Below are 17609 nucleotides of genomic sequence, written 5' to 3'. Positions count from 1 at the left end.
AACTCCGGAATCTGACCCCAGGGGGTACGGCAGTGCGCAGGTGGGAGCTCGTCTCCGGCGGCTCGGCGAAGTTCTGGGAGATCGGCCGCGACGGGTCGGTGGTGACCGTCCGGTTCGGACGGCTGCAGACCGCGGGCCAGACCCGGACCAAGGAGCTCGCGTCCGCGGAGGCGGCCGAAACGCACGTGGCGAAGCTGGTGGCGGAGAAGGAGAAGAACGGCTACCGACCCGTCGGCTCAACCCAGGCTGCCGCCGCCGAGCAGCCCAGCACCGACCGCGACAACGCCGGCCAACCCGCCGCCACCTTCGCTTCTCCTCCTGCCACCGAGACACCCACCAAGCCGCCTGTCGCCGACGAGGACACCTGGGTCATGCCCGAGGCGTGGCTGCGCGAGGTGGTGCGGCAGCGCGGGTTCGATCCGGCACCGGTGTTCTCCGTCGACGCCGAACTGGCCGCCGAGGGCCGGCAGCGCGCGGTCAGGCAGGTCGCCACCCTCGACCGCGTCATGGCCGAGCCGGAGTCCGACCAGGACCTCGTCCAGGCAGCGCGCGACCACCTCGCCGGGCACGTCAATCCCGTTGGAGCGGCGGCGATCGCGGTCATGACGAGGCGCGACGTGGCGACGGTGCACCACTGGATCGCCGACCACGGGCTGACGTTCGCGGTGGACGCGATGATCGAGAGCATCGGCATGCACGTCAACGCGACGTGGATGCCGCACAAGTCCGATTGGGGCAAACCCCACCTGTCCCGCTACGGCCCCGTGCACCTGAGCAACGGGAGTGTGGACGTCCAGATGCTCACGGCTCTCCGCTACGCCTTGGCCGTCGCGGACGACGCCGGGCGCGACGCGGCGGAAGCCGTGCTGGAGCGCAAGACCGGGCTCGACGCGGTGATGGCCCGCGCCTATCTGGTGCCGTCGCGCGCCGACTGGTTCGACGAGGCCTGTCAGCAGCCGAACTCGTTGACCCACTGGTGGCTTCTCCCCTGCAGCGCCAGCACTTACGACGAGTTCATGCAGGCCGAGGCGTCGTTGACCGGCAGCACGTTCATCCTCCACACCGCGGTGTACGTGCTCGGGACGGCCGTGGCGCCGTTGCTCGCGAAAGAGCTCGACAGGCCACACCAACTCGCGGACGGCCGCAAGCGGGTGCTCAAGGTCCTCGCGGCGCTGCCCACCGACGAGGCGTTCACGATCCTGCTCGATCGTCTCGACACCAAGTACGTGCGGCCCGCGTTGCTGTCGGCGATGGGCGCGTTCCCGGCGCGGGCGGCCCGGCTGCTGGCCGAGCGGTCGTCCGGCAACGACGAGCTGCGGAAGTTGCTGGGCGTCCACCTGGTGACGCACCCGCAGCTGGAGGTGCCCGCCGGGTTCACGCCGATCGACTCCGCGCTGGTGCCAGAAGCACCGGCGGAAGCGTTGCCGCCGCTGCTGGTTTCGCCGCCGTGGCCGCACCGCAGGGCTCCGGTGAAGCCGGTCGTGGTGCCGGACGTCCCGGTGCCCGCGCCGTCGGTCGTGTGGCAGCCGGGTGAACGCGAGGAATGGCTGAAAGCCGCCTGCTGGAGCAACCGCCACGACTGGCGGGAGCTGCTGAAGGAGTACGAGGCTCGCCGGATCGGCTTCCGCGCCAACGACCTGTTCCTGATGGCGCCCGAGGAAGAGGTGCGGCACCTGCTGGCGGACTGGAAGCCGAACTTCGGCTGGAGCTCCGAGCCCGCCGGCAAGCGGCTGGCCGCGCGATTCGGCCTCGACGCGCTGCCCCCGCTGCTGCGCATCGTCGAGTCGGCCACGAACGCCGCCGTGATCCTGCTGCCGTTCGCCAGCCCCGAGGTGGCCGCGCTGATGGCCGACTGGCTGGTGCGTCTCAAGCAGGCCCGGCGCGTGGCCCTCGACTGGCTCGGCCGGCATCGCGAGACGGCCGCCCGCTTCCTCATCCCCGCCGCACTGGGCGCACCGGGTGCCCTGCGCCGCAACGCCGAGGCCGCGATCCGCCAGCTCCAGAGCATGGGCGTGGACGTCGTCGCCGTCGCTCCCGATGCCGAGTCAGCCGCAGGCCTGCGGGCGCTGCTGTCGGTGGACCCCGCCGACGTGCTGCCCGCCAAGCTGCCGGTCATCGGCGAGTGGGCGGACACGAGGCTGCTCCCGCAGGTCCTGCTGAGCGACCGCAGGCACGCCCTGCCCCCCGAGGCCGCCCGCAATCTCCTGATGACGGCTGCCCTGTCCAAGCCGGGCGACGTCTACGCGGGCCTGCCGATCGTCCGCGACGCGCTCGACCGGGACTCGCTGGCCGAGTTCGCGTGGGCCGTCTTCCAGCGGTGGCAGGAGGTCGGTGCACCGTCGAAGGAAGGCTGGGCGCTCACCGCGCTGGGCTGGTTCGGCGACGACACGACGGTCCGCGCGCTGTCCCCGCTGATCCGCAACTGGCCGGGCGAGAGCCAGCACGCCAAGGCCGTGACAGGGCTGGACGTCCTGGCCGGCATCGGCACCGAGGTGGCCCTGTCCCACCTGAACAGCATCGCCGAGAAGGTGAAGTTCAAGGCCCTCAGGACCCGCGCCCGGGAGAAGGTCTCGCAGATCGCCGCCGAACTGGGCCTGTCCCGCGACCAGCTCGCCGACCGCCTGGTCCCGCGCCTCGGCCTCGACGACGAAGCCTCCCTGGTGATCGACTACGGCCCGCGCCAGTTCCGCGTCGGCTTCGACGAGCAGCTCAAACCCTATGTCCTCGACCCGGACGGCAAGCGCCGCAAGGACCTCCCCAAACCCGGCGCCCGCGACGACGAGGACCGGGCACCGCAAGAACACAAGCGCTACACGGCGCTGAAGAAAGACGTCCGAGCCGTGGCAGCAGACCAGATCCACCGCCTCGAACGCGCCATGGTCGACCAGCGCACCTGGACCGCCTCAGAGTTCCACACGGTCCTGGCCGCCCATCCCCTGCTGTGGCACATCGTCCGCCGACTGGTCTGGATCACCGACGAGGGCCTGTCCTTCCGCCTGGCCGAAGACCGCACCCTCGCCAACGACGCCGACGACGAGATCACCCTCCCCGAGGGCGCGACGGTCCGCGTGGCGCACCCGGCCGACCTCCGGGACTGTCTGGGCGCCTGGGGCGAGGTGTTCGCGGACTACGAGATCCTGCAACCGTTCCCGCAGCTGAGCCGCCCGGTGCACCTGCTGGCACCGGGCGAGGACTTCCTGACCCGCCTGAAGAACTACCGCGACGAGCCCCACCCGGTGGGCAGGATCCTCGGCCTCACCAAGAAGGGCTGGGTCCGCGGCGAACCCCAGGACGCCGGCGTCGAGTGCTGGATCACCCGCCCGTTCCCCGGCGGTGGCTCACTCGTCGCCTCTCTCGACCCCGGCATCGCGGTGGGCGCCGTCGACGTCTTCCCGGAGATCAAGTTCGCCGAGCTCTGGTACTCCGCCAACGGCGACGGCTACTGGTCTGTACAGCAGAACGCCCCGTCCACCGTCGAGCTCGACGCCATCACCGTCTCCGAGGTCCTGTCCGAACTGGAGTCCCTGCGCGCGTGAGCGTTGCACCAAAAATTGTCAGACCCCATCAGTACGGTCCATGACATCGGAACCTGACCCAGGAGGTACGGCAGTGCGCAGGTGGGAGCTCGTCGCGGGCAGCTCGGCGAAGTTCTGGGAGATCGGCCGGGAAGGATCCTCTGTGACCGTCCGCTTCGGACGGCTGGAGACGGCCGGCCAGACCCAGACCAAGGAGCTGGCGTCCGCGGAGGCGGCCGAGGCGCACGTCGCGAAACTGGTGGGGGAGAAGGAGAAGAAGGGCTACGTCGCGGTCGGCTCGGCCACGGCCGCTCAGGCTCCGGCGGCTGCCCAGCGCGCACCCGCCCAGCCGACCGCCGCTCGCGCAGCCGCGCAACCCACCGGCGCCGCTGCCAAGCCGGAACCGGTCGTCGACGAGGACACCTGGGTCATGCCCAGAGCCTGGTTGCGCGACGTGGTGCGGCAGCGCGGGTTCGACCCGGCACCGGAGTTCTCGGTCGACCACGCCAAAGCCGCCGAGGCCCGGCTCCAGATCGTCGAGAAGGCCGCCACGATCGAGCGCGCACTCTCCGCGCACAACCCGAACGCCGATCTGGCCGACGCGGCCAGAGAACACCTCGCCGGAAACGCGAACCCCGTTGGCGCGGCGGCGATCGCGGCCATCACGTCGTCCGGGCCGGCGTCGGTGCACGCCTGGATCGCCGACCACGGCGCGGCGTTCGCCGCCGTCGCGGTCATCGAGTTCGTCGCGCTGACGTTCGCGGAGGAGTGGAACGAGCGGCGGCAGAAGTGGACCGGTACCCGCCTGCACCGCCGGAAGGGGCACTTCCACGCCGGTCGTACCGACGTCGAGGGTCAGATGCTCATCGCCGTCCGCTATGCGCTGGCGGTCGCCGGTGACGCGGAAGTCGAGGCCGCGGAGGCCGCGCTGGCGGGGTTGAGTGCCACGCTCGAGGTGCGGCAGCTGCGGTCGTTCCTGGTGCCGTCGCGGGCGGACTGGTTCGACGAGGTGTGCCGCCAGTCCTACGTGTCGCCGTGGTGGCTGCTGCCGTGCAGTGCCAGCACGTACGAGGAGTTCGTCAAGGTCGGCCGGTCGCTGCCCAGCTCTGCCTTCGTGCTCTACACGGCGCTGTACGTGCTGGGGCCGGCCATCGCTCCGATGCTCGCGGCGGAGCTCGACGAGCAGTACCAGGTCGCGGACCGCCGCAAGCTGGCGCTGAAGATCCTCGCGGTCCTGCCGACGGACGAGGCGTTCACCATCCTGCTCGACCGCCACGACACCAAGTACGTGCGGCCCGCGCTGCTGTCCGCGATGACGGCGTTCCCGCGGCGGGCGGCGCGGCTGCTCGTGGAACGGGTCGAGCAGAGCGAGGAAGCGCGACAGCTGCTGAAGGCGCACCTGCTGTCACATCCGTCGCTCGACGTGCCGGCCGAGGTCACCACGCTGCTCGCCGCGTCCGAGGGCCAGGTCGTGCCGGAGGCGGGCACGGACCTGTTGCCGCCGCTGCTCGCCTCGCCGCCGTGGCTGCGGCGCCGTCCGCCGGTGAAGCCCGTGGTGGTGGCGGATCTCCCCGTGCCGGACGCGACGGTGGTGTGGGAACCGGGCGAACGCGAGAAGTGGCTCGAGTCGGGCCACGACTGGTACTCGGACCGCAGCTGGCAGACGTTGCTCGGGGACTACCTCGCGGGCCGGGCCGGCTACTTCGACAGCGAACTGTTCCTCCTCGCGCCCGAGGCGGAGGTGCGGCACCTGGTCGCGGAGTGGAAGCCGACGCACTCCTACGGTTTCGAGGACTGGGGCAAGCGGCTCGCCGCCCGGTTCGGGGTCGACGCCGTGCCCGCCCTGCTGCGGCTCGGCCAGGCCACCCCCGCGACGGGCGGTGTGGTGCTGCTGCCCTTCGCGTCCGCCGAGGTGGCTGCCGTGATGGCCGACTGGTTCGCGAGGACCAGGCAGGCCAGGCGCTGGGGGCTCGCCTGGCTGGCCCGGCACCGCGAACTGGCCGCCCGGCTGCTCATCCCGGCGGCGGCCGGCACGCCAGGCACCGCGCGCCGCAACGCCGAGGCCGCGATCCGACACCTGCACGGCATCGGCGTGGACGTGAAGTCCATCGCCGCGTCCTGCGGCGCGGAGACGGCGATCGACGTCGTGCTGTCCGTCGACCCGCTCGACGTGCTGCCCACCAAGCTGCCGGTGATCGGTGAGTGGGCCGACACCCGGCTGCTGCCCCAGGTGCTGCTCCGCGACCGCGCGCACGCCCTGCCGGCGGAGGCCACCGGGCACCTGCTCATGACGGCGGCACTGTCCAAGCCTGGCGAGATCTACGCCGGGCTGCCGGTGGCCAGGGAGGCGCTCGACCCGGCATCGCTCGCGGCGTTCGCGTGGGCCGTCTTCGAGCACTGGTTGCAGGCCGGCGGGCCGTCGAAGGAGAGCTGGGCGTTGAGCGCGCTCGGCTGGTTCGGCAACGACGAGACGGTCCGGGCCCTGTCTCCGCTGATCCGCAACTGGCCCGGCGAGAGCCAGCACGCCAGGGCGGTCGCGGGGCTGGACGTGCTCGCCGACATCGGCACCGAGGTCGCCCTGTCGCACCTGAACAGCATCGCCGAGAAGGTGTCGTTCAAAGGCCTCAAGACCCGCGCCCAGGAGAAGATCGCCCAGATCGCCGCCGAGCTGGGCCTGAGCCGCGACCAGCTGTCCGACCGCCTCGTCCCGCGCCTGGGCCTGGACGACGCCGCGACCCTGGTGATCGACTACGGGCCCCGCCGGTTCACCGTGGGCTTCGACGAGCAGCTCAAGCCGTTCGTGCTCGACCCGGACGGCAAGCGCCGCAAGGATCTCCCGAAGCCAGCCGCCAAGGACGACCAGGACAAGGCACCGCTGGAGCACAAGCGGTTCGCTGCGTTGAAGAAGGACGTCAGGACGATCGCGGCCGACCAGATCCAGCGTCTCGAACGTGCCATGGTCGACCAGCGGACGTGGACCGCGGAGGAGTTCCACACAGTTCTGGCCGCGCACCCGTTGCTCTGGCACCTTGTCCGCCGCCTCGTGTGGATCACCGACGAAGGCCTCTCGTTCCGGCTGGCGGAGGACCGCACCCTCGCCGACGCCGCCGACGACGAGATCACCCTCCCGGACAACGCCGTCGTCCGGGTGGCTCACCCGGTGAGTCTCCAGGCCGAGCCGCGCTGGGGCGAGGTGTTCGCCGACTACGAGATCCTCCAGCCGTTCCCGCAGCTGGGCCGCCCGGTCCACCTCCTGGCTCCCGGTGACGACGTGCTCCCCCACCTCGAGAAGTACTGCAACGTGCCCCGCCCGATCGGCAAGATCCTCGGCCTCACCAAGAAGGGCTGGGTCCGCGGCGAACCGCAGGACGCCGGGGTCGAGTGCTGGATCACGCGGCCGCTCCCCGGTGGCGGCGCGCTCGTCGCCTCCCTCGACCCCGGCATCGCGGTCGGCGCCGTCGACGTCTTCCCCGAGATCAGCTTCACCGACATGTGGTTCTCTCCCACCGGCAACGGCGACTGGTCCGCGCCGAAGAACGCGCCGCGCACCTTCGACGTCGACCCGATCACCGTGTCCGAGCTCCTTTCCGAACTGGAGTCCCTGCAGTCATGACCAGCACTCAGACGATGCAGCGCCCGCCGGCCGAAGTCCGCCACGCCGACGAGCTCGCCCGGCTGCGCGACTCCGACACCGCGCCCAAGCCGCCCGGCTGGGCGTTGAGCCTCGAAGCCGCGCGCAGGTTCGTGGTGGGCGACGAGGAGCGGGGGATCACGAAGAAGTTCGTCGGCGATCCGTCCCTTGTGGACAGAGCGCTCGTCACGCTGGCCACCAGCAGGGGACTGATGCTCGTCGGCGAACCGGGCACGGCCAAGTCCTTGCTGTCCGAGCTGATCGCGGCGGCGGTCAGCGGCGAGTCGACGCTGACGATCCAGGGCGGCGCGGCGACCACCGAGGACCAGATCAAGTACTCGTGGAACTACGCGTTGCTGGTGGCGGAGGGCCCGTCGCCGCGGTCGCTCGTGCCGGCGCCGATGCTGCGCGGCATGGCCGAGGGCAAGGTGGTGCGGTTCGAGGAGATCACGCGCTGCCCGTTGGAGGTCCAGGACTGCATGCTGTCGATGCTGTCCGACCGCGTGATGGCGATCGGTGAGCTGAACGGCCCGGACGGCATGGTGTTCGCGCAGGACGGGTTCAACGTGATCGCCACGGCGAACACGCGCGACCGGGGTGTCAACGAGATGAGCGCGGCGCTGAAGCGGCGGTTCAACTTCGAGACGGTGTTCCCCATCGCGGACTTCGACACCGAGCTCGCGCTGGTCGAGCAGGAGTCGGCGAAGCTGCTCGCCAAGTCCGGCGTCGAGCTCACGCCGAAGCGGGACGTGCTGGAGGTGCTCGTCAGGACGTTCCGCGACCTGAGGGAGGGCAACGACCGGCTGACCACCGTCATGAGCACGGCGGAGGCGGTGTCGGTGGCGCACGCGGTGGGGCTGCGCGGGTGGTTCCTGCGCGGCGAGGCGGGGACGGCGGCCGACGTCGTCGAGTGCCTGGCGGGCACGGCGGCCAAGGACAACGCGGAGGACCTGGCTCGCCTGCGCCGGTACCTGGAACAGCACGCGCCGCGGCGCAAGGGGAAGCAGTGGCAGGAGCTGCACCGGGCCCGCCACCTGCTGCCCGGCTGATGGGGGCCGTGTTCGTCGGCGTCCGGCACCACAGTCCCGCCTGTGCCCGGCTGGTCGCCGACACCATCCGCACCCACCGGCCGGCGTACGTGCTGATCGAGGGCCCTGCCGACTTCAACGAGCGCGTCGACGAGCTGCTGCTGGGACACGAGCTGCCGATCGCGTTGTTCAGCTACTCCGACCAGCACGCCTCGTGGACGCCGTTCTGCGACTACTCGCCGGAGTGGGTGGCGATCACCGAGGGGCGCCGGCACGGTGCGGAGGTCAGGTTCATCGACCTGCCCGCGTGGCACGAGGCGTTCCACGGCGTCACGAACAGGTACGCCGACGCCGAGCTGCGCTACGCCGAGGTCGTCGAGCGGTTGTGCCGGGAGTTCGCGGTCGACAACGTCGACGTGCTGTGGGACCACCTCTTCGAGTCCGAACCGGAGCCGAAGGGGCTGGACGAGTACTTCGACGTCCTGCGCGGCACGGCCGCCGCGGACGACGGCGACGCGGCGCGCGAGGAGTACATGGCGCGCTGGGTGCGGGCGGCCGTGAGGCACGCGGGTGGCAGGCCGGTCGTCGTGGTCACCGGCGGCTTCCACACGCCCGCGCTGAAGGCCGAGCTCGACAGCCGTCCGGCAGAGGACGCCGAGTGGCCGGGGGTGCCGGAACGCGAGCGCGGCGCCAGCTACCTCGTGCCGTACTCGCACGCGCGGCTGGACGCGTTCACCGGGTACCAGTCGGGCATGCCGTCACCCGGCTACTACCAGCAGGTCTGGGAGAACGGGCCGCGGCGGGCGGCGGACTGGCTCGTCGAGTCGGTGGCGACGAGGCTGCGCCGCAGGCAGCAGCCGGTGTCGACGGCTGACCTCGTCGCCGCGCACACCCAGGCCGGGGCGCTGGCGCGGTTGCGCGGGCACGAGCACCCGGCCCGCACGGACGTGCTGGACGGACTGACCAGCGCGTTGATCTCCGAGGACCTGACGCAGCCGCCGCCGTGGAATCGGCGCGGCACGTTGCGGCCCGGCGCGCACCCGGCGCTCGTCGAGATGATCGCGGCGCTGCGGGGTGACAAGGTCGGGCGGCTGCATCCGAGCACACCGGCGCCGCCGCTGGTCGACGCCGTCCAGCAGCTGCTGCGGGCGCACGGGCTCGACCAGGAGGGCAAGATCGCGCTCGACCTCACGGACCCGGACGCGTTGGAGCGCAGCAGGATCCTGCACCGGTTGCGGGTGCTGGGGATTCCCGGCTTCGAGCGCACGAGCGGGCCGTCGGGGGGTACCGCGCCGCAGCTGGACGAGCAGTGGCTCCTCACACCGGTCGAGGAGCGGCTGGCGGCGTTGATCGAGGCCGCCGAGCACGGTGCCACGCTGGAGGAAGCGGCCGGGGTGGCGCTCGAACGGCAGGCACGGCACGCGCAGCTGCGGCACCTCGCGGGGATCCTGTTCGACGCGGTGCTGTGCGGCATCTCGACGCTGTCGGAGAGGGTCAAGGCGTCGCTCGGCGAAGGCGTCAAGGAGACGGGTGACCTTGCCGCACTCGGCGACGTGCTGAGCGGTGTGCTCGGGTTGTGGCGGCACGACAGGTTGTTCGGCACGGCGAAGGACCCGTTGCTGGGCGCGGTGATCGACGCGGGCACGGCCAGGGTGCTGTGGCTGATCGAGGGACTGCACGGCGGACCGGCGCCTGCCGACCCGCACCGGCTCAGGACGATGGCGGCGACCAGGGACGCCGTGCTGCATGCGAACGCCGCGCTGTCACTGGACACAGCGGATGTCACTGGTGTGGCGACGCGCGTGAGCAACGACGTGCAGGCGCCGCCGGACCTGCGGGGTGCGGCGCTCGGCCTGGCCTGGGCGCTCGGCGCGCAGCCGGACGTGCGGAAGGTCCGCGGCATCGCGGCGCTCGGCGACTGGCTCGCGGGGTTGTTCGCGGTGGCCCGCGAAGAGGTGCTGGCGAGCCCCGATCTGGTCGGGGTGCTGGACGAGCTGGTCAGCGCGATGACCGAGGAGGAGTTCCTGGTGGCGCTGCCCGCGTTGCGGCTCGCCTTCAGCTACTTCCCGCCGAGGGAAAGGGAGACCATCGCGGGGACCGTCCTCGCCCACCGCGGCGTCGAGGGCGACGCGAGGAACCTCACCCGGCTCACCGCCGACCCGATGGTCGTTGCGGAGGCACTGGCCGTGGAACACCGCGTCGGGGCGCTACTCACCAAGGGCGGGCTGGCATGACTGACCTGGAACGCTGGCGGCTGATCCTCGGCGAGCCCGCCTCCCGCTGCACCGGCGCGCTGCAGGGTTCCGCGGCGGCGCGGGACGCCGCGCTGCAGTGGCTCTACGGGCGCGATCCCGAGCTCGCCGAACGCGGGGTGCGCAAGGGCGGCAACGAGGACTCCGTGCTGCAGACGGTGGACTGGCTGGACCAGGTGCACCGGCTCTTCCCCAGGGAGACGATCGAGCGGCTGGAGCGCGACGCCGTCGAGCGGTACGAGATCACCGACGTCGTCACGGATCCCGAGGTGCTGCAACGCATCGAGCCGAACCAGGCCTTGCTGCGGGCGGTGCTGCGCACCAAGCACCTGATGAACCCCGCCGTGCTCGCGCTGGCGCGCAAGATCGTCGAGGCCGTCGTCAGGCAGCTCATGGAGAAGCTGCGGACCGAGGTGCGGCAGGCGTTCAGCGGCACGAGGTCGCGGCGGCCGAGCATCCACCGCAACTCGCGCAACTTCGACTTCCGGGCCACGATCAGGGCGAACCTCCAGCGCTACCAGCCGGATGAGCGCAAGCTCTCGATCGAGCACGCGAAGTTCTTCTCCCGCACCCGCAAGCACGTCGAGCAGTGGCAGGTGATCCTGCTGGTCGACCAGTCGGGGTCGATGACCGGCTCGGTGATCCACTCGGCTGTCACCGCGGCCTGCCTGTGGAACCTGCCGGGGCTCAGGACGCACCTCGTCGCCTTCGACACCAACGTGGTCGACCTGACGTCCGACGTGACCGACCCGGTCGAGCTGCTGATGAAGGTGCAGCTCGGCGGCGGCACGGACATCGCCAAGGCGACCGTGTACGGGGCGAGCCTCGTCGACAGCCCGCGCCGGGCGATCGTCGTGCTCATCAGCGACTTCTACGAGGGCGGCAACGCGGACCACCTGGTCCGCACGGTGAAGGGCCTGTGCGAACAGGGCACGCACGTGCTGTGCCTCGCGGCGCTGGACGAGGAGGCGAACCCGGACTACGACCGCGCGCTGGGCCAGCGCCTCGCGAACGCGGGCGCCCACGTCGGCGCCATGACCCCGGGCCAACTCGCGGAATTCGTGGCGGAGAAACTCTCGTGATTAGACCCGACCTGCTGGCACTCACCCCGGACGCGCTCGCGGCGCTGGCCAACCGCGGCCTGGTGAAGCGTGCCGTCAAGGAGCTCGACGCGGGGGCCGTCCCCGTGCTCGGCACCGATCCGGACGGTGCCGTCCAGGGCGAGTTCCCGGACGGCACAACGACGACGCTGCCGCCGAACACCACCCTCGACGCGGCCCGGTGCAGCTGTGGCGCGGCGGGCGTGTGCCGGCATCGCATCGCCGTTGTCCTGGCGTACCAACGCACTCAGGAGGCCGGTGCACCGGCGGAGCTGTGGTCGCCGGGCGCGGTGACCGACGACGACCTGATGGCGCTGATGGGTGAACGGACGCTGCGCCGCGCCCGCCGGGCGTTCCAGGCCGGCTACCGCGCCAGGCTCCGCCGCCCGACCGCGGAGGACCGGACCGCGCAGGCCGAGCTCCCGACGTGCACGGTGACGTTCCTGGTGCCCGGCGACCTGTCCTACGTCCACACGGACGCGGTCAACCGCGACGAGGCGACGGCGCTCGCGGTGTGGGCGTTCCGCGAGGCCGACGCACTCGGCACCGACACGGTCGACGTGGGCGGATCTCCCACCACCGCGACGGATCTGACCGCCGTCACCGACCTGCTCGACCAGCTGCTGCTCGACGGCGCCACCAACGCGAGCGAGGTGCTGGACGTCGCGTGGCAGCGCCTGCACCGCGACCTGACCGCGCAGCGCCTGCACTGGCCGGCCTCGGTGATCACCGACCTGCTGGCGCAGCTGACCGCCTATCGCCGGCGCAGCGCCGACTACGAGGCGCAGCGGTTCGCCGCGCTGCTGACCGAGCTGCACGCGCGGACCACCGCGACCGGCCCGCGCGCCGAGGTCCTCGGCTTCGACGAACCCGCGGAGACACCGTTGCGGCGAGTCCGGCTGACGGCGCTGGGTGCACGCCTGCGCAGCGCCACCACCGCGGACGTGTTCTTCGCGTCGGGCGACGTGGTGCTGGTGCACCGCGACACTCCCCTGCGCACGGGGCAGAAACTGGCCGCGGCCAACGTCGTGTCGGAGTCGGCGACCCGCAGCGCGAGCCGCGTGGTGACGCTGAAGACGAGCAGGGTGGCCAAAACGTCGCTCACCCCGGTAGGCACGTCCTGGGACGATCTGCCGCAGGCGCTGGTGATCGACGACTACGACGCCGCGGCCGCGCACCTGGCCGACCTGCCGCCACGCCAGGTGCGGGCGAGGGTCGAGGCGGAACTGGTGCGCGTGGTCCGGGTCAGCGAGGTGACGGAGGTGGCCTACGACCCGGCGGCCCAGCGTCTCACCGCCACGCTGCACCACACGTCACCCAGCACCCAGAACCACCGCAGCCAATGCGTTCTCGAAGCGACCCACCGGGCGGTGGCGCCACACGCGCTCGACGCGCTTGCGACCGCGTTGCGCGCCAACCCGACGACGATCACCGGCACCATCCGCAGGCACCGCGGCACGCTGGTCGTCGACCCGCTCGCCGTGCGCACCGACGCGGGCGTGGTGGTGCCGGACCTGGCGCCGGGCACCACGCCGCAACCCTTGCCGCCGGGCGTCACCACGTCCGATCCGCTGAGCGCGGCGGTCGACGGCGCGTTGCTGGTGTTAGCCGATGCGGCGCATCGAGGACTGGACAACCTCACGGACAGCCTGCTCGCCCGCGTGCGCGAGGTCGCCGCGCGCCTGCACCGCACGGGCCTGCGCACGGCGGCGGCCCAGGTCACGGCGTTCGCCGACGGCCCGGCCGCGGCCACCTGGCTCCGCGCGCACCTCAGGTTGCTGGTGACGGCCGATGCTCGCTGACACGACCGACGCTGTGGGGTCGATGCGTCGCGACAACACGTAGTCCTCGGCGGCTTCGGCCACCCGCCCGAGCCGGTCCAGCAGGAACCCGCGGAGGTGAGCAGCTCGCGCCGCGCCCCAGCCACCCAGTGCCACACCACGCGTGTAGGCCTCGATCGCATCGTCCAGCCGGCCGCACGCGGCCAGCGCGTCGCCGCGCAACGCCCACGTCCGGTGGTCGCCGGGACTGAGCTCGACGAGCTCGTCGGCGTACCCGGCCGCGCGCTGTCCCAGGCCGATGGCCAGGTGGGTCTGCACGAGGAAGCAGTGCAGCGCGTACGCCTCGTCCGCCCACGCCAGCTGGTCCATCTCCGCCGAGCCCGGTGTGATCGACGTCAGGCATTCCAGCGCGCGTCCGAGCAGCCGGTGCGTCTCGGTGATGTCGCGCCGGACGAAGGGAACCGCGGCGATCGCCCGGTACAGCCGCGCGCGGTTGAGCGCCATGGTGAAACCGTTGTGCGGCAGCTCCGAGGACGCCTTCACCGCCAGTGCCGCACCGGCCCGCAGGGACGTGGAGTCGGCTCCGCGGGCCGCGTTGCGGAACACCACGAACAGCGCGAGGTCGCGCCGTGTCTCGGCCGGCAACCCGGAACGGGCTCCCCGCAACGCCATCGCTTCGACCGCGGACGCCGGGAGGTGGCAGCGCAGCACCGCGAGCTGTTCCATGGCGAGCTCCGGCGAGAGCACCTGCCGGTGCGCGTCGATCACGGTCAGCCCTATCACCGACGCCGCGCGCTGCGGATATCCCAGGCGCAGCAACAGATCGCAGGCGACGCGGCGTTCGCCCGTGCGCAACGAGCCGAGCGCGCGTTCGTGCACCCGCCACCACAGTTCGGAGGCGAGGTCGACGGGGAACGTCGTCATGTCCACGCCGACTCCGTCCAGCCTCCCCCAGCTCGCCGCCGTGAGCAGCCGCAGCTGTGCGGACGGTGGCGGTTCGAAGCGGGGCACACCCGCCGAAGTGCCCGTCACGAACGCCTGAGCCATGGCGTGTGTGATCTTCGCGTGCAACGGCGAAGTGGCGACGGGAGCGGAAAGGCCGGCGTAGACACCGCAGGCGACGGGGACCTGGGCGGTGAGCAGTGCCCGCAGCCGGGTGGCCAGCGCGCGAGGGCTCGGGTCGGTGCGGTACCGCGGCAACGCGGTCATGCGGGCCTCCCGGGGGTCAGTTGAGCAGTTCCCAGCCGCGTCTGGTCAGGCGATGACGGACCGACCGGCCGTTGCGGTGGGTGGACACGAACCCCGCGGTGCGCAGGGCGGTGGCGTGCTGCGACGCGGTGGGCAGGCTGATGCCCACGTGCCTGGCGAGCTCGGTGGTGGTGCGTTCGGACGTCAGCGCCCGCAGCACCAGCGTCCGGGTGCGCCCGAGGGCCAGTTCGAGGCTGGCGCCGCTCGGCTGCGGTGCCGCCGCGGGGTAGAAGAGCAGCGGCTGCGGTTCGGCGAACATCGACACCGCCGGGCGGGTGAGCCCGTGCAGCACCGGCACGATCAGCATTCCCGTGCCGCGCAACGAGATCTCGGTGTCCCAGCCCAGTTCGACGTGCAGGGCGGGCGAGTTCCACGAGATCGACGGGTGGAGTTTGCCGAGCAGGTCCCCCAGCCCGCGCGACACCGCCTGCGACGACCGCAGCCGCACCTCGGCGTCGAACGCCTGGCGCGTCTCCGGCCAGTTGTTCCCCAGCAGGTCGCGGAAACCCGCGTTGAGGGCCGACCTCAGGTCCTGCCGCGAGGTCGGAGTGCCGGCCGCGAACGACCGCAGCCACGGCGAGGTCGTGCCCAGCATGCTCGCGATCTGGTCGCGCACCCGCGTCGAGGGCACGTCGAGCACCTGGCGCACGGCCTCGTCGAAGTCGGGTCGCGCGGAGTTGAAGAAGTCCGGGATGAACCGGCCGGGCCTGATCAGCTCGGCGAGCGGGCGGATCTGCGGCAGCAGCAGCCGGTCCCAGCTACCGCCGTGCACCGTGAAGACCAGCTCGTACATCGGCAGCGGCGCCGGCGCGAACCGGGTGCGCGCGAGATCTTCCAACTCGAAGAGAATCGTCAACGCGCGCCCCTTGGGCACGGATTCGGACAACACTATCGGCATTTGCTTCCCCCCGGAGTGCAACCACTTCCGACGGTACGCAGTTCTCGTTGTCCAGTCTCAGCGTTGTTCCACTTGACAACGATCGGTGGACAACGTCAGACGAGCGGCCCGGTCTGCTCGGTGAGCTTCAGCAGCAGGTCACGGGTGTGTTCGCGCTCTTCGGGTGTCTCCTGACCGCGCCACAGGAGATCTGCCAGCGTCACTCCGTCGAGTGCACGTGAAATCAGGTCCGCGCGTTGTTGATGAAGCCCGTCGGAATCGATTTGCTGGCGCCAGCGGGCCGCGGCGACATCCAACCGCTGCTGCAGTTCCGGGACGCCGAGCAACGCCGTTACGACAGACGGGTGAGACCACAGCTCGTCCGTCGTGAACGTCGCCCGGATGTGCGCGCGGGTCCACCGGCCCGGCGTGTCCTCCGGTTCGAGCAGGCTCTCGACCATCACGTCGTAGTGGCCGAACCACTCGTCGATCAGGCCGACGAGCAACGCCTGCTTGGTGCGGAAGTGGTGCAGCAGGCCACCCTTCGACACGCCCGCTTCCCTGGCGACGGCGTCGAGGCTGACTCCGGGCCCGTGCGTGATCAACGCGCGCGCGGCCGCTTCGATCACTTCACGGCGAGTGCGGGGCGCATTGCGTTGTTCTCCAGGCACGGGGTCAACCTAGTGGTTGCTCAGCCGACCGTCCAGACGGTAGGTTGATTTACAGACCAGATGGTCGGCTAAGGGGGATCTCGTGCGGAAGTGGGCAGCACTGGGCGTGCTCGCGCTCGCGTTGTTGTTGATCGCGGTGGACGCCACGGTGCTGGCGCTGGCGATTCCGGCGCTCGGTCGTGACCTGGGGCCGTCGCCGGCCGAGGTGCTGTGGATCGGCGACATCTACTCGTTCGTGCTCGGCGGTCTGCTCGTCACGATGGGCACGCTCGGCGACCGGATCGGCCGCAAGAAGCTGCTGCTGACGGGCGCTGCCGGGTTCGGGGTGGCGTCGCTGCTCGCGGCCTTCGCGCCGTCGGCGGGCTGGCTGATCGTGGCTCGCGCGCTGCTCGGCGTGGCGGGCGCGACGATCATGCCGTCGACGCTGTCGATCATCCGCAACCTGTTCACCGACCCCGTGGAGCGCACACGGGCGGTGGCGGTGTGGGCGGCGATGGCGACGGCCGGTGCCGCACTGGGCCCGCTGGTCGGCGGGATTCTGCTGGAGCACTTCTGGTGGGGTTCGGTGTTCGTCATCAACCTGCCGGTGATGGCGTTGCTGCTGGTGTTCGGCGCGTGGTGGCTGCCGGAGTCCCGCGACCCCGATCCGGGCCCGTTCGACCTGGTGTCGGCACTGCTGTCGGCGGTGGGCGTGGTGCCACTGGTGTACGCGATCAAGGAGGTCGCGCTGGTCGGTTCCACCTGGACGGCACTGGTGGCGGGTCTGGTGGGCGTGTCCGGGGTGTGGTTGTTCGTGCGGCGGCAGCAGTCGTCCGCGCACCCGATGATCGACGTGGCGCTGTTCCGCAAGCCGGCGTTCAGCGGTGCCGTGGGCGCCAGCATGATCGCGATCTTCGCCCTGACCGGGCTGGTGTTCTTCCTGTCGCAGTACTTCCAGAACGTGCTGGGCCACTCGCCGCTGGAGGCAGGTCTGCGGGAGCTGCCGCTCGGGATCGCGGGCATGCTCGTGGTCGTGGTGATCGGGCGGGTGGTGCGGTGGCTCGGCCTGGGCCGGGCGATCGCGCTGGGCCTGCTGGCCAGCGCGGCCGGGCTGGCGATCGTCGGGTTCTCCGCGGCGTACGGCGCGATCGCGGTGGCGTTGGTGATCGTCGGTGCCGGGGTGGGCCTGGCGCTGACGCTGACGACGGACGCGGTGGTGTCGGCCGTGCCCGCGGACAAGGCCGGTGCGGCGTCGGCGGTGTCGGAGACGGCGTACGAACTGGGCGCGGCGCTCGGCATCGCGGTGCTCGGCACCGTGCTGTCGGCATGGGCTCGCGCGGGCACGTTCACGGAGGCGATGCAGGGCACGGCACTGGTCGCGGCCGGGCTGCTCGTAGTGGCGTCCTTCGTGGCCTACCGGCTCGTTCCCGAGCACCGCGAGGCGGCCGAACCCGCGGTGGAACGGCGCTGACGCTGCGCTCGCACCGGGTCTGGGCGCACGCTTGTCTCAGCACTCGGGGGTGTGAC

The 17609-nt window shown here is 71.5% G+C and carries 9 protein-coding genes and 1 pseudogene; 7 read left to right on the top strand and 3 right to left on the bottom strand.

Going from position 1 to position 17609, the window contains the following annotated elements; translation table 11 throughout:
• The first annotated feature begins 32 nt into the window (after positions 1-32).
• The 6 genes from ABFX45_RS07265 (at position 33) to ABFX45_RS07240 (ending at position 13328) form a co-directional block, all read left to right on the top strand.
• A complete protein-coding gene (locus tag ABFX45_RS07265) occupies positions 33-3536 on the top strand; it encodes a WGR and DUF4132 domain-containing protein (RefSeq protein ID WP_346128512.1) in 3504 nt (1167 codons plus the stop codon).
• A 73-nt stretch (positions 3537-3609) separates the two neighbouring features.
• On the top strand, positions 3610-7128 hold the full coding sequence (locus ABFX45_RS07260) for a DUF4132 domain-containing protein (RefSeq protein ID WP_346128510.1): 3519 nt from the start codon (positions 3610-3612) through the stop codon (positions 7126-7128).
• Positions 7125-8195 carry an ATP-binding protein gene (locus ABFX45_RS07255; RefSeq protein WP_346128508.1) on the top strand — a complete coding sequence of 357 codons (1071 nt, stop codon included), beginning with the start codon at positions 7125-7127 and terminating at the stop codon, positions 8193-8195. The genes ABFX45_RS07260 and ABFX45_RS07255 overlap by 4 nt, the downstream gene beginning before the upstream one ends.
• Entirely contained in the window at positions 8153-10408 is a 2256-nt protein-coding gene (locus ABFX45_RS07250; protein ID WP_346128506.1) for a DUF5682 family protein, read from the top strand. Before ABFX45_RS07255 ends, ABFX45_RS07250 begins: the two co-directional genes overlap by 43 nt.
• Positions 10405-11508 (top strand): VWA domain-containing protein, encoded by a 1104-nt coding sequence (locus ABFX45_RS07245; protein ID WP_109640151.1) that lies wholly within the window; start codon positions 10405-10407, stop codon positions 11506-11508. Before ABFX45_RS07250 ends, ABFX45_RS07245 begins: the two co-directional genes overlap by 4 nt.
• Positions 11505-13328 carry a hypothetical protein gene (locus ABFX45_RS07240; RefSeq protein ID WP_346128504.1) on the top strand — a complete coding sequence of 608 codons (1824 nt, stop codon included), beginning with the start codon at positions 11505-11507 and terminating at the stop codon, positions 13326-13328. Before ABFX45_RS07245 ends, ABFX45_RS07240 begins: the two co-directional genes overlap by 4 nt.
• A gap of 144 nt (positions 13329-13472) precedes the next feature.
• Here the strand turns inward: ABFX45_RS07240 and ABFX45_RS07235 are convergent.
• From ABFX45_RS07235 to ABFX45_RS07225, 3 genes and pseudogenes are all read right to left on the bottom strand, one after another.
• Positions 13473-13676: pseudogene (locus tag ABFX45_RS07235) on the bottom strand (BTAD domain-containing putative transcriptional regulator); the annotation flags it as partial.
• Between the two features lie 856 nt (positions 13677-14532).
• Positions 14533-15453 carry an ArsR/SmtB family transcription factor gene (locus tag ABFX45_RS07230; RefSeq protein WP_346128502.1) on the bottom strand — a complete coding sequence of 307 codons (921 nt, stop codon included), beginning with the start codon at positions 15451-15453 and terminating at the stop codon, positions 14533-14535.
• 95 nt (positions 15454-15548) lie between these two features.
• Positions 15549-16061, bottom strand: a complete 513-nt coding sequence (locus ABFX45_RS07225; protein WP_170155201.1) for a TetR/AcrR family transcriptional regulator — start codon at positions 16059-16061, stop codon at positions 15549-15551.
• Positions 16062-16185: 124 nt separating this feature from the next.
• On the opposite strand from ABFX45_RS07225, the gene ABFX45_RS07220 reads away from it, so the two are divergent.
• Complete coding sequence (locus ABFX45_RS07220; protein WP_346128499.1) at positions 16186-17553, top strand: MFS transporter; 1368 nt, start codon at positions 16186-16188, stop codon at positions 17551-17553.
• Positions 17554-17609: the final 56 nt, after the last annotated feature.

This window comes from Lentzea roselyniae, assembly GCF_039537795.1.
Lineage (GTDB): Bacteria > Actinomycetota > Actinomycetes > Mycobacteriales > Pseudonocardiaceae > Lentzea > Lentzea atacamensis.
This window is presented reverse-complemented; position numbering and strand designations above follow the sequence as displayed.

What these genes read in the sequence shown, in the direction of transcription:
- ABFX45_RS07255 (WP_346128508.1), top strand. Translation starts at nt 7,125, where the DNA reads ATGACCAGCACTCAGACGATGCAGCGCCCGCCGGCCGAAGTCCGCCAC.
- ABFX45_RS07230 (WP_346128502.1), bottom strand. Translation starts at nt 15,453, where the DNA reads ATGCCGATAGTGTTGTCCGAATCCGTGCCCAAGGGGCGCGCGTTGACG.
- ABFX45_RS07245 (WP_109640151.1), top strand. Translation starts at nt 10,405, where the DNA reads ATGACTGACCTGGAACGCTGGCGGCTGATCCTCGGCGAGCCCGCCTCC.